This window comes from Pseudomonas aegrilactucae (assembly GCF_019168305.1).
Lineage (GTDB): Bacteria > Pseudomonadota > Gammaproteobacteria > Pseudomonadales > Pseudomonadaceae > Aquipseudomonas > Aquipseudomonas aegrilactucae.
In genome coordinates, this window is the sequence record NZ_JAHTBI010000050.1 from 15,595 (window position 1) to 28,030 (window position 12,436).

Annotated in this window: 9 protein-coding genes and 4 pseudogenes; 4 read left to right on the top strand and 9 right to left on the bottom strand. The window is 62.5% G+C overall.

Going from position 1 to position 12,436, the window contains the following annotated elements; all coding sequences use genetic code 11:
- Positions 1-169 precede the first annotated feature (169 nt).
- On the bottom strand, positions 170-1,093 hold the full coding sequence (locus KUO17_RS14855) for a DMT family transporter (protein ID WP_217976303.1): 924 nt from the start codon (positions 1,091-1,093) through the stop codon (positions 170-172).
- 90 nt (positions 1,094-1,183) lie between these two features.
- Between KUO17_RS14855 and KUO17_RS14860 the strand changes: the two genes are divergently transcribed.
- The 3 genes and pseudogenes from KUO17_RS14860 (at position 1,184) to rarD (ending at position 3,294) form a co-directional block, all read left to right on the top strand.
- Complete coding sequence (locus tag KUO17_RS14860; RefSeq protein WP_217976304.1) at positions 1,184-2,071, top strand: LysR family transcriptional regulator; 888 nt, start codon at positions 1,184-1,186, stop codon at positions 2,069-2,071.
- Positions 2,072-2,179: 108 nt separating this feature from the next.
- Positions 2,180-2,356: pseudogene (locus KUO17_RS14865) on the top strand (hypothetical protein); the annotation flags it as partial.
- Positions 2,357-2,406: 50 nt separating this feature from the next.
- The gene (gene rarD / locus KUO17_RS14870; protein ID WP_217976305.1) at positions 2,407-3,294 is read left to right on the top strand and encodes an EamA family transporter RarD; all 888 of its coding nucleotides are present in this window, start codon (positions 2,407-2,409) and stop codon (positions 3,292-3,294) included.
- Here rarD and KUO17_RS14875 read toward each other — a convergent pair.
- Entirely contained in the window at positions 3,257-4,828 is a 1,572-nt protein-coding gene (locus tag KUO17_RS14875; protein ID WP_217976306.1) for a TerC family protein, read from the bottom strand. The two genes, rarD and KUO17_RS14875, sit on opposite strands and share 38 nt — an antisense overlap.
- 233 nt (positions 4,829-5,061) lie before the next feature.
- Complete coding sequence (locus tag KUO17_RS14880) at positions 5,062-5,847, bottom strand: AraC family transcriptional regulator (protein ID WP_255263593.1); 786 nt, start codon at positions 5,845-5,847, stop codon at positions 5,062-5,064.
- A gap of 283 nt (positions 5,848-6,130) precedes the next feature.
- Between KUO17_RS14880 and KUO17_RS14885 the strand changes: the two genes are divergently transcribed.
- Complete coding sequence (locus KUO17_RS14885) at positions 6,131-7,894, top strand: L-lactate permease (RefSeq protein ID WP_217976308.1); 1,764 nt, start codon at positions 6,131-6,133, stop codon at positions 7,892-7,894.
- On the opposite strand, the pseudogene KUO17_RS14890 reads toward KUO17_RS14885, so the two are convergent.
- From KUO17_RS14890 to KUO17_RS14910, 6 genes and pseudogenes are all read right to left on the bottom strand, one after another.
- Positions 7,852-8,079, bottom strand: a pseudogene (locus KUO17_RS14890) (cupin domain-containing protein); the annotation flags it as partial. The gene KUO17_RS14885 and the pseudogene KUO17_RS14890 sit on opposite strands and share 43 nt — an antisense overlap.
- A 3-nt stretch (positions 8,080-8,082) precedes the next feature.
- Positions 8,083-10,323 carry a TonB-dependent siderophore receptor gene (locus tag KUO17_RS14895; RefSeq protein WP_217976309.1) on the bottom strand — a complete coding sequence of 747 codons (2,241 nt, stop codon included), beginning with the start codon at positions 10,321-10,323 and terminating at the stop codon, positions 8,083-8,085.
- Between the two features lie 155 nt (positions 10,324-10,478).
- Positions 10,479-10,681 (bottom strand): annotated as a pseudogene (locus KUO17_RS14900) (hypothetical protein); the annotation flags it as partial.
- Between the two features lie 16 nt (positions 10,682-10,697).
- A pseudogene (locus KUO17_RS27230) lies at positions 10,698-10,795 on the bottom strand (hypothetical protein); the annotation flags it as partial.
- A 114-nt stretch (positions 10,796-10,909) separates the two neighbouring features.
- Positions 10,910-11,566: a CoA transferase subunit B gene (locus KUO17_RS14905; RefSeq protein WP_217976310.1), complete on the bottom strand. Its 657-nt coding sequence runs from the start codon at positions 11,564-11,566 to the stop codon at positions 10,910-10,912.
- A gap of 36 nt (positions 11,567-11,602) precedes the next feature.
- On the bottom strand, positions 11,603-12,301 hold the full coding sequence (locus tag KUO17_RS14910) for a CoA transferase subunit A (protein WP_217976311.1): 699 nt from the start codon (positions 12,299-12,301) through the stop codon (positions 11,603-11,605).
- Between the last annotated feature and the right edge of the window lie 135 nt (positions 12,302-12,436).

A 12,436-nucleotide genomic window follows, 5' to 3' on the forward strand; every position in this document is an offset into this window, starting at 1 on the left:
GCAGGAGATGCCCCTCACACTGCGGGCGAGGTAGTCACCATAAATCAGTTTGAACCCATGACACTTCATAGGGGACCTATTCTCGGCCGTTTGATCCTCCGGTGGCGAAGGACCTTATTATTGTATGCGTAACCTGATTCTACAGGGCGTAAGATAAATTGTAAGTACTTTAGTTTTGAAGCTGGCGCTGGGCCTTGGCCGGCCAGTTGCACAGTACGATGCCTGCCAGTACCAGCGCCCCGCCCATGGCCATTGCAGGGCCGAGTTTCTCCCCGAGCAACAGACCACCCAGCACCACTGCACTGACCGGGTTGAGCGCGATGAACACGCCGGCACGGGTCGGGCCGATATGGGCAATGGCCTGGTAATACCAATAATAGGCCAGCGCCGAGCCCAGCACGCCAAGGTAAATAAGGCTCGACCACTCATCGGGCCCAAGCGCCAGCAACGCCGAGCCGCTCAGTTGACCATCAACCATGGCCAGCAGCACCAGCATCAACGTACCGAACAAGACCGACCAGGTGACCGTGGCCAATGCGCCCAGCTGACTGATGAGCGGGCGACTGAACAGGCTGTACACCCCCCAGCTCACGACGCAACCCAGGATCAGCACGTCGCCCTGCCAGGTCGACTGCAGCAACGCCTGCGGGTCGCGCACCAGTATGACCATGGCCGCGCCCAGCAGGCACAGGCCAATCCCCAGCAACCGGCGCGGGGCCAGGCGCTCACGCAGCAGGACCGCGCTGGCCAGGGCGATGACTGCCGGGTTGAGCGCGACGATCAGCGAAGCACGCGAGGCGCTCACGGTGTGTAACCCCTGGAACAGGCACAGGTTGTAGACGAATACCCCAAAAAAACCCAGCAGCGCCAACTGGACGAACTGCCGCGGGCTCGGCCGACTGCCCGCACGCTGTATCCAGGGCAACAGGCACAGCAGCGCAAGGCTGGCCAGCAGGAAGCGCACGCTGGCCACCAGCAACGGCGGCGCCTCGCTGGCGAGCTGGCGGCCCGCGACAAACGTACCGCCCCATATCACTACCACCAGGATCAGTTTCAGGTAGGCCGTCGTGTCTGTACGCGCATCAGGACGCATGGTTTGGGCTCCTTCAGAAAAACATGTCCATAGCCTGAAACTAATGAGCAGTCATCGTAAAATGAGCGATTACTCATAGGAGCACCCCGCATGACCCTGACGCAATTGGAGATCTTTTCCCACGTGGCCCAGTTGCGTGGCTTCACCCGTGCAGCCTTGCGCCTGGGTATCAGTCAATCTGCCGTGTCGCATGCCATCAAGGCGCTCGAGCGTGAGCTGGGCGTATCACTGTTCGAGCGCCACAGCGGCGGGCTGGCGTTGAGCCGTATTGGTGAGCAGTTGCTGGAGCGCAGCCGGGCCATGCTTGGCCTGGCGGCGAGCATGCAACAGGAAGCGGCAGATGCCCGCGGCATGAAGCGCGGCACCTTGCGCATCGGCTCGTTCGGGCCAAGCGCCACGTGCAGCCTGTTGCCAGAGCTGTTGCAGCGTTACAGGGAAGAGGCGCCCGGCATTGAAGTGCACATCGACGAAGGGCCGGACCGCGATGTGCTGCAATGGCTGCAGGAGCGGCGCATCGACGTCGGTTTCGTAGTACTGCCGCAACCGCACCTGCACACCTTCGCCCTGCTCGAGGACCAGATGGTGGCCCTGTTGCCGAGCGGCCATCCGTTGTGCGCCCAGCCCGCCGTCAGCCTGCACGCTCTGTGCAGCGACCCGTTCGTACTGACCCAGGCGGGATCGGCCGAATTGGTGGAATCGTTGTTCGCGTCCGTGGGCCGGGTACCGAACCTTCGCTACCGCTGCGGGCAGTTGCTGAGCACACTGGACATCGTGGCTCGGGGTGAAGCGGTCAGCCTGGTGGCACAGCGCTCGCTGCCGTTGCCACAGCCGGGCGCAGCCACACCCGCTTGGCAGACACGTGCATTGGAGCCGGCGGTTCGGCGCAAGATAGGCCTTGCAGTACTCGACCGCCAGCAGGCATCGCCCGCGGCAACCACCTTCATCGATCTGGCGCAGCGACTGTACGTTGAACGATGAACGGCTACGCTGTGCGCTCCCTGGGAACGCCAGCCCCTTGGCCGCAGTTCACTGGATGAGCACCGCGTACCCGCGCTGTTCGGCCTGCTGCCGTTTCTCGGGGTGCTGGCGCTGGGAGTGATGATCGCCATCGACGACTTCGGCAGCGGGCCGTCAAGCCTGAGCTATCTTCGTCAATTCAAGGTCGACGTCCAGCAGGGCTGGCTGTTTGCCCGGCCGATGCCATTGGCCGAGTTCGTGACAGCATTGAGCTCGCAGGCGGTTGCCGAGGTGACGCGCCCCTGAGATCATGCGCGCTCGCTACTCAACTACTCCTTCGTGCTCCCGAGGCCCCCTTGTCCAGAGGCATCGTTTCATCGGTCATGGCGTCGTGCCTGTTCGCCCTGATGTATTACTACACCTCCCTGCTGACGCCACTCGACGGCGAGGAAATCTTCGGCTGGCGCATGCTGCTGACCCTGCCCTGCGTGACGCTTTTCATGCTGCTGTCCAAAGACTGGCCGCTGGCTATCGGGGTGCTGGGGCGTATCCGGCGCAACCCGCTGCTGTTGCTGGGGCTGATGGCCACCTCCACGCTGATGGGGCTGCAGTTGTGGGTGTTTCTGTGGGCACCGTTGCACGGGCGCAGCATGGAGGTGTCGCTGGGTTACTTTCTGCTGCCGCTGACCATGGTGCTGACCGGTCGGCTGGTGTACGGCGAGCGCTTGTCACGCCTGCAAAAAGTGGCGGTGGCCTGCGCCGTGGTGGGTGTTGCGCACGAACTGCTGCAACACGGCTCATTTGCCTGGGAAACGCTGCTGGTGGCAGCCGGTTATCCGGTGTATTTCGTCCTGCGGCGCAAGCTGCGTACCGATCACCTTGGAGGCCTGTGGACCGACATGTGCCTGATGATGCCGGCGTCGGTGTATTTCATCGTGCAGGGCCCATTGAGCAGTGCCGACGTGCTGGCTCACCCGCAGCTCTACTACCTGATCCCGGTGCTGGGTGTGATCAGCGCACTGGCCCTGGTCACCTATGTGATGGCCAGCCGCCTGCTGGCGTTCAGCCTGTTCGGGCTGCTCAGCTATGTCGAGCCGGTGCTGCTGGTGGCAGTGGCGCTGCTCCTGGGCGAGAGTATCGCCCAGGACCAGTGGCTGACCTACCTGCCGATCTGGCTGGCGGTGGTGGTGCTGGTGCTCGAAGGCATCAGGCACCTGCTGCGTCAGCGGCGACGCTCGGTGTAAGGCGCACCTGCCTTACCCGGCGCTCTTCAACCGCCTCGACCGTCATCATCCAGTCGCCCCAGGCCAGTTGATCGCCCACCCGCGGCAGGCGGTCGAGCAGGCTCATCACCAGCCCCGCAAGGGTCTGGTAGTCCTCGGTCGGCTTGGCCGCAAAGCCGATCTGCGCCTGGATCTGGCGCAGGTTCAGGGCACCGTTGACCAGGTAGCCGTCCTGCTCGGGCACGATGTCCGGCCCCTCGACCTCACTGGCGTCAGGTAGCTGGCCGGCAATCGACTCGAGGATGTCGGTCATGGTCAGCACCCCGGTGAAGTCACCGAACTCGTTGACCACAAACGCGATGTGCGTCGACTGGCTGCGCATCTGCTCCAGCGCGTTGAGGATGCTGAAGCTCTCCAGCAGGTTCAACGGCGCACGGGCCAGGCGTTCCAGGTCCGGCTCCTGGCCGGCCAGCAGTTCCTTGAGCAGTTCCTTCTTGTGCACGAAGCCCAGCGGCTCTTCGATACGGCCGCCGCGAATCAGCGGCAGACGTGAATACGACGAATGCATCAGCGCCGTGCGAATCACTTCCGGCGGCTGCGCCAGGTCGATGGCATCGACCTCGGCGCGCACCGTCATCACGCTCTTGATCGGACGCTCTGCCAGGTTGAGCACACCGCTGATCATCACCCGCTCGCGGCGGTCGAACAGCACCTGCTCGTCGGCATCCTCGACCAGGTCGGCAATCTCTTCGCCCACCTCGTCGGCCTGCAGGCGGCGCCCGCCCAGCATGCGCATCACCGCGTGCGCGGTACGCTCGCGCAACGGCCGGTGCTGTTGCAGGCTGCGCTTGCGCCGGGCACGGGCCAATTGGTTGAACAGCTCGATCAGGATCGAGAAGCCGATCGCCGCATACAGGTAGCCCTTGGGAATATGGAAACCCAGGCCTTCGGCGGTGAGGCTGAAACCGATCATCATCAAAAAGCCCAGGCACAGCATGATCACCGTGGGGTGGGCGTTGACGAAACGGGTCAGCGGCTTGCTCGCCACGATCATGATGCCGATCGAGAAAATCACCGCGATCATCATGATCGACAGGTGTTCGACCATGCCCACGGCGGTGATCACCGCATCGAGCGAGAACACTGCATCGAGCACAACGATCTGCGCCACGATCGGCCAGAACGCCGAATGGCGCGTGGGGCCGCTGCTCTGTGCAACATGCCCCTCAAGGCGCTCGTGTAGTTCCATGGTGGCCTTGAACAGCAGGAACACACCCCCGAACAGCATGATCAGGTCACGGCCCGAGAAGCTCTTGTCGAACACCTCGAACAGCGGCGCGGTCAGGGTCACCATCCACGAGATGCTGGCCAGCAGGCCCAGGCGCATGATCAGCGCCAGCGACAGGCCGATCACCCGCGCACGGTCGCGCTGATGGGGCGGCAGTTTGTCGGCGAGGATGGCAATGAACACCAGGTTGTCGATACCCAGTACCAGTTCGAGCACGATCAGCGTGGCAAGGCCCAGCCAGGCCGTGGGGTCGGCTAGCCATTCCATGGGCGGGTACTCATGCGGGAGGTGTCACAAGGACGGGAGGCAGGCCGGAACGGCCGGGTACTGGGAGGCTCCGAGAACGAAGTCATAACAACCTTGAGTCAATTAGGATTGGTGATCCTACAATTTCAGCTGACTTTTCTCACAGCGTGAAAGTATTTCAAGCTGTGGCAAGGCGTTCAGGTTCGTTCACGGAAGTGAACCAGCGCAGATTGCGCCACAGCAGGCTGGAGAAGCTAGCGACCCGATCGATAATGCCCCGGCGTTGCCGCCAGGTGCTGCTTGAACGCGCGCTGCAAGTGCGCCTGGTCGGCAAAGCCGGCGTCCAGCGCCACATCGGCGATCAGCCTGCCTTCGCGCAGTTGGGCGCGTGCGTACTGCACCCGGCAGTCGAGCAGATAGCCATGCGGGGTAAGCCCGTAATGCTGCTTGAACGTGCGGATCAGATAGGACGTCGACAAACCCGCCGCCTGGCCGATCGCCTCCAGGCTGAGCGGCTCGGTGCAGCGCTCGCGAATCAGCGCAGCAGCTCGCGCCAACCCAGGATGGCACGCGAGCCCGGGCGCTGGCGCCGCCTTCAGGCGCTGGCCCAGGCCACTGAAAAACGCCTGCGCGGTGGCCTGCTTGAGCGCAGCGCCGCACGCACTGTCAGTCAGCGTCGCATACAGCTGGCACACCTCGCCGTACAGGCTGGGCGAGGTGCTCAAGGTCGCCGCCAACGGCGCAAACCCCAGGCGCTGCAGCCACGGCATGTCCACATACAGCATCAGGTATGACCAGGGCTGGTCGGCGATGGGGTTGCAGGCATGCACCACCCCGGGGTTCATCATCACCACGGTACCGGTATCGATTTCACACCAGGTCTCACCACTCAGGTACGAGCTGCGCCCTGCCGTGATCGCACCGATGGAAAAACCGGCGTGGGAATGGCGCGCATAACAGACCTTGCGTCCGTCAGCCACCGCGCGCGCCTCGATGAACGGCAACGCCGGGTCACGCCAGAACTGCGAGCCACTGCTCAAGGGTGGGACCTCCAGAAATACCAGGTGAAAAATGCCGCGCAACCGGCCGCCACTTTCATTCGCGTGCGCTGCAGCCTGAAGGCAACCCCTCAATACTGCAACTGCAACGCCCAATTGTTCAACCCGCCAGTGCCACTGCGACGGCCAGGCAGCCCCCCACGCACCTGCCCCGGACACCCGAAACAGTCGTAGCAAATTGAAATACCTTTTATCTTGACCTTCTATACTCAAGCCGTTGCGCCGTTGCTCGCCGCTCGTTCCAACAACAACTCCGAGGTGGCACATGATCTGGCAGCAGGTTTACGACCCGTTTGGCAGTCCCGTTCTCTCGACCGTCATGGCCGCCATCCCCGTCGTGGTGATGCTGGCGGCCTTGGCATTCTTCCACATCAAGGCACACATCGCCGCCCTGCTGGCGCTCGCTTCGGCGTTGCTGATTGCGATATTCGCGTTCGGCATGCCGGCAGGGATGGCCGGCTCGGCGGCGCTGTACGGGGCGGCCAACGGCCTGCTGCCGATCGGCTGGATCGTGCTGAACATCATCTTCCTGCACCGCCTCACCACCGAGAACGGCTCGTTCAAGGTGCTGCAGGATTCGCTGGCGCGCATTACCGAAGACCGGCGCCTGCAGTTGTTGCTGATCGCGTTCTGCTTCGGGGCATTCTTCGAGGGAGCGGCAGGCTTCGGCACACCGGTGGCGGTGACCGGGGCGATCCTCATCGGCCTGGGCTTTTCGCCACTGGCCGCCTCGGGCCTGGCGTTGATCGCCAACACCGCGCCGGTGGCCTTCGGCGCGCTGGGCACACCGATCATCACCCTGGCCAAGGTCACCGGGCTGGATGAAATGGCCCTGTCGGCAATGGTCGGCCGGCAACTGCCGTTCTTTTCGGTGATCGTGCCGTTCTGGCTGATCTGGGCCTTCGCCGGGTGGCGCAAGATGCTCGAGATCTGGCCGGCCATCCTGATTGCCGGGGTGAGCTTTGCGGTACCGCAGTTCGTGGTGTCCAACTACCACGGCCCGATGCTGGTGGACGTGATCGCGGCGTTGATTTCCATGGCCTGCCTCACCGGTTTTCTCAAGGTGTGGAAACCCGGAACGGTGCATACCTCGGCGGCCCTGTCGGGGCGTGTCGACAACTCCAAGGTCGACGTCGACCCCGACGACAAGCCGCCGGGCAGCATGCCCTTCGGCGCCGATGGCAAGCGCGCGGTGCTGCGTGCGTGGATGCCCTGGATGATTCTCACGGTGTTCGTGTTCGCCTGGGGCACCCAGGGCTTCAAGAACCTGTTCGACGTGCGCCCTGCCCTCGACCCGCAGACCCAGGCCGCCCTGCTCGACCCGCAAGGCAAGCCGAAGATGGAAGCCAACCCGCTGTTCTCACCGCTGCTGACCTTCGACACCCTCCACCTGCAGATCGAAAAGGTCCCGCCCGTGGTGGCCCAGGCCAAACCGGAAGAGGCGGTGTACAAGTTCAACTGGTTCACCTCAACCGGTACCGGCATCCTGCTGTCGGCCATCATCGGCGGCCTGCTGATGGGGTACAAGGTCACCGACCTGGTACGCCATTACCTGCGCACGATCTGGGTGGTGCGCTACTCGCTGATCACCATCGTGGCGATGCTGGCGCTGGGCTTTCTGACGCGATACTCGGGGCTGGACGCGACCATGGGCCTGGCGTTCGCCGCCACCGGCATCTTCTACCCCATGTTCGGCACCTTGCTGGGCTGGCTGGGGGTGGCCCTGACCGGTTCGGACACGGCGTCCAACGTGCTGTTCGGCGGCCTGCAACGGGTCACGGCCGAGCAACTGGGACTCAGCCCGATCCTGATGGCGGCGGCCAACAGCTCAGGTGGGGTGATGGGCAAGATGGTCGATGCGCAGTCGATCGTGGTGGCCTCCACAGCGACCCGCTGGTACGGGCATGAAGGCGAGATCCTGCGCTACGTGTTCTTCCACTCGATCGTGCTGGCGATCCTGGTGGGCGCTCTGGTGACGCTGCAGGCCTATGTCGCGCCGTTCACCTCGATGGTGGTGGGCGGGCCATAGGGGCCGCCGGCGGTGCATGCCAGCTCGAAGCTTGCGTGCACCACCACCAGCAGTTGCGCCTGCACGCTGCCCACCGAACGCAGCCGGTGCGGCGTCTGGGCATTGAAATGCAGCGCATCGCCGCGCTCCAGCAACACCCGCTCGTGCATGAAGTCCACCTCCACCTGGCCTTCGTGCACAAACAGGATTTACAACTTCCAGTCCAGGCTCAAGGTGACCGTTCGCGGATCACCCCAGTACACGCCGTTATAGAACCCCACATTGTTGTAGTACTTGGTATCCAGCAGGTTCTTCACGTTCAGCGACGCCGACAGGTGCTCGTCGAACGCATAGCGCGACATCAACCCGACGACGGTGTAGGAACGCTGGCGGATATCGGTTTCGACCGTGATGTACTCGCCGGAGGCATCACGCCCCACCGGGCGATTACCACTGTCGTAGATCGCGCTCTGCCAGTCCACCGAACTCCCTACCGTCAACTGCTCCATGACCTTGTAGGTCGTGTTGAGACGGACCATGTTCAACGGCTGCGTCGTGTTGCGGCGTTTTTTATCGGCGTCCAGCGAGTGGGTGTAGCTGTAGCCCAGTGTCATGTTCCAGCCCGCCATCACTTCGCCGCCAATCTCGGCCTCGAAACCGTCGACCGTGTTGCCCTTGCCACCGCTCTTGTAATACGTGGTCAACTGGCCATCGGCATTGCGTATGCGCGAGTAATCGACCTCGGCAACGTTATCCTGCTTGCTGCGGTACACCGCCGTGCTCAGATTCAGGCGGTCATCGAGCAAGCTGCCCTTGAGCCCGATTTCGTAGTTGCTACCGACTACCGGGTCCAGGTACTGGTCATTGACGTCCTTCAGGTTCTGCGGCTTGAAGATGTCGGTGTAACTGGCATACACGGTGTATTCGTCGGTCAGGTCGTAGAGAATCCCTGCATACGGAGTCCAGACGTCGTTGTGCGTGCGCGTGGTCTTGTTGTTGGGCGAGGTGACCTGACCGGCATCGTTGTACCGCCAGGACTGGCTCGTCACCTCCCAGCTTCCATATCGGCTGCCCAGCACCAGGTGCAGTGCATCGGTAATGTTCAGGCGCGTCGCCAGGTAGCCGGCCTTCTGCTCGGTGGTGGAACGGGAGCTGTCCAGGTTGGTCACGGTGTCAGGGAACTTCTCCACATCCCCCAGGTATTTCCAGTCAGGGATCGTGGTGTAGCCCGGTGGCACTGCGCCCGGACGCACGAACGGCGCACTGTTGCGTCGTTTCGACTCCCCATAGCCGATCATGAAATCGTGCTCACGCCCAAACAAGGCAAAGGGCCCTGCTACGTTCAGGTCTGCCGCACTCATCTTCTCGTCGCCGATGAAGTGGCTGGTCCACGCGTTCATGCCACTACGGTCGGCTGCCGGAAAACCATTGCCGCCGAAGTACACCTTGCCGTCGGTCTCGCTCTGGCGGTAGGTATAGGCAGCCTTGAGCTTCCAGTCCCCCGCCAGCCGCTGATCAAGGGTGGCAAATACGGTTTCATCCTTGAGCGGCCAAGAGCTCCAGGGCGCCGAGATGTTGTTCGAACGCGGCAGCTTGGCCTTGCCACCCGAGGCATTCCAGTACGGCACGGTACCCCACGAGGCCCCCTGCACGTGCTTGTTCTGATAGTCGTAGCCCACCGCCAGCACCGTGTCCTCGGTCAGGTCGCCTTCCAGGATGCCGTACGCCACTTCACGCTGGGTCTGATAGCGGTCACGAAACGAGTTGGCGTCACGGTAGGCCAGCACACTGCGCCCGCGCAGGCGGCCATCGAAGGCCAGCGGGCCACCCACATCGACATAGCTGTAGTAATTGTCGTAGCTGCCGCCGCGCAGGCCGGTCTTGACCGTCAGTTCATGGGTGGGGCGCTTGCGCATCATGTTGATGGTGCCCGACGGGTCGCCCGCACCGGTGGTCAGGCCGGTGGCGCCGCGTACCACCTCGATACGGTCATAGATGATGGTGTCGGAGTCGGACTTCAGGCCCGAGAAGGTATTGAGCATGCCATCGATCTGGAAGTTGTCGATGGCATAGCCACGCGAGTTGTAGGTGGGGCGCTCGGAGTCGTTGCGCTGCACCACCACCCCGGTGACCTGGCCCATGGCTTCGGACAAGGTATCGAGCTGAAAGTCGTCGAGTTGCTGGCGGGTCAGCACCGACATCGACTGCGGGGTGTCCTTGATCGACAGGTTCAGGCGTGTGGCGGTACTCATGCTGCCGGTAGTGTAGGCCCCGGTATTTTCGGTGGTTCTGCCCAGGCCTTCGGCATTCACGTTGGTAGAACCAAGCTCCAGCGTCTGTGGCGTGGCGGCCACCAGCGGCGCTTGATTTTCAGCCAGGGCGGCGGCACTGCCGGCAGTCCCGCACAGGCCCAACATCAATGTCATGGAACGGGTAATCGGCGCGAACATCGCTGCCTTCTCCTTGTTTTGCTTGGGGAAATTCCGTTTAAAAGTGCGAGGCCGAGCATAATGAAAATCAACCTTAAATGCGAATGCTTATTGATACATATTTGAGCGCAAAAAAAGAGCGACCTTTGGATCGCCCTTTTTCTGTACCCGATGCGTTATGGCATCACCGGTGGCGTGTAGTGCAACGTGGTGCACAGCGCCCAGAGCAGGTGATACTGCAGGTCGTTGGCCACCAGCATCACGTAGGGCGCCTCGATGATCCACTTGCCCCCATCAGCAAGGCATAGGTGTCATGCGAGGCACTCAGCATGATGAACAGGAAGTTGTAGGTGTTGAGCCCGGAAATCGCGGTGATCGCCAGGATCGACGGTGTCAGCGGCAAACACCCAGGAGTCGGGGACCAGCGTTCGGCCCAGTTGGAACAGCGCAAGGCAAAGCGGGCCGAGCGGCTGTCTTGGCGTTCAGCGGCCACGGGATCTTCCTTCTTGTTTTTATGGAATGGCAACCGGCCCTCACAGGTCCGGTGTACGCAGAACCTTGTGGGAGCTGGCTTGCCAGCGAAGGGGCCAGCAGGGTCTATAGCCAATTAGAAGGACATTTCCTTCACGTCATCGGCCACGATCAGCTTGCCGGCAGTCTTGGCGATGATCTCTTCCACACTCACCCCTGGCGCGGTCTCGCGCAGGATGAATGCACCGTCCTCGATCTCCAGGTAGGCAAGGTCGGTAAGCACCTTGCGAATGCACCCGGCACCGGTCAGCGGCAGGCTGCAACGCGCCAGCAACTTGGATTCGCCGTCCTTGGACGCATGGGTCATGGTCACGATGATATTGTCGGCCCCGGCCACAAGATCCATCGCCCCGCCCATGCCCTTGACCAGCTTGCCGGGGATCATCCAGGAGGCGATGTTGCCCTCCACGTCCACCTCGAAGGCGCCCAGCACGGTGAGGTCGACATGCCCGCCACGGATCATGGCGAACGACTCGGCCGAGTTGAAGATCGACGCACCACGCCGGGCCGTCACGGTCTGTTTGCCGGCGTTGATCATGTCGGCGTCGAGCTGCGCTTCGGTGGGGAACTCGCCCATGCCGAGCAAGCCGTTTTCCGACTGCAGCATCACGTCGATATCATCCGGTACGTAGTTGGCCACCAGGGTCGGGATGCCGATGCCCAGGTTCACGTAGAAACCATCCTTGAGTTCGCGGGCTACACGTTGTGCCATTTGTTCGCGGGTAAGTGCCATGCTCAGGTTCTCTTTGTTGTTCTGCGCGGGGTCGGCTCAGGCTTTGACCGTGCGTTTCTCGATACGCTTCTCGAAGCGGCCGACGATGACCCGGTCGACATAGATGCCGGGGGTATGGATCTCGCTGGGCAGCAGCACGCCGGGCTCGACGATTTCCTCGACCTCGACCACGGTGATCTTGCCGGCCGTGGCTGCCAGCGGGTTGAAGTTCTGCGCGGTATGGCGGTACACCACGTTGCCGAAGTGGTCGGCTTTCCAGCCCTTGACGATGGCGAAGTCGCCGGTGATGGCCTCTTCGAGGATGTACTTGCGCCCATTGAACTCGCGCACCTCCTTGCCCTCGGCCACCGGGGTACCGTAGCCGGTGGCGGTGAAGAAGGCCGGGATGCCGGCACCGCCTGCGCGCATCTTCTCGGCCAGGGTGCCTTGCGGGGTAAGCTCCACTTCCAGCTCGCCGCTGAGCAACTGACGCTCGAATTCGGCGTTTTCGCCCACGTACGAGGCGATCATCTTGCGGATCTGGCGGTCTTCGAGCAGTACGCCCAGGCCAAAGCCATCGACGCCGCAGTTGTTGGACACCACGGTCAGGCCGCTGACGCCACGGCGCCTGATCTCGGCGATGAGGTTTTCCGGGATACCGCACAGGCCGAAGCCGCCGGCCAGTACGGTCATGTTGTCGGTCAGGCCTTCAAGGGCCTCTTCATAGGTCGCTACACGCTTGTCCAGTCCGGCCATGCTGATCCGCCTTTTGTAGTTGTTGAACCGACGAGGAGTGTCGGAGAGCGTCTGGGGCCATCTTCCCCCCTGCCCACTCATTTGTTAATTTTGTTTTTTTGATCGATTGATTGATTATTCGAATCAATCCTTGAT

What these genes read in the sequence shown, in the direction of transcription:
- KUO17_RS14860 (WP_217976304.1), top strand. Translation starts at nt 1,184, where the DNA reads ATGACCCTGACGCAATTGGAGATCTTTTCCCACGTGGCCCAGTTGCGT.
- KUO17_RS14905 (WP_217976310.1), bottom strand. Translation starts at nt 11,566, where the DNA reads ATGGCACTTACCCGCGAACAAATGGCACAACGTGTAGCCCGCGAACTC.
- KUO17_RS14875 (WP_217976306.1), bottom strand. Translation starts at nt 4,828, where the DNA reads ATGGAATGGCTAGCCGACCCCACGGCCTGGCTGGGCCTTGCCACGCTG.
- KUO17_RS14855 (WP_217976303.1), bottom strand. Translation starts at nt 1,093, where the DNA reads ATGCGTCCTGATGCGCGTACAGACACGACGGCCTACCTGAAACTGATC.
- KUO17_RS14895 (WP_217976309.1), bottom strand. Translation starts at nt 10,323, where the DNA reads ATGTTCGCGCCGATTACCCGTTCCATGACATTGATGTTGGGCCTGTGC.
- KUO17_RS14885 (WP_217976308.1), top strand. Translation starts at nt 6,131, where the DNA reads ATGATCTGGCAGCAGGTTTACGACCCGTTTGGCAGTCCCGTTCTCTCG.
- KUO17_RS14910 (WP_217976311.1), bottom strand. Translation starts at nt 12,301, where the DNA reads ATGGCCGGACTGGACAAGCGTGTAGCGACCTATGAAGAGGCCCTTGAA.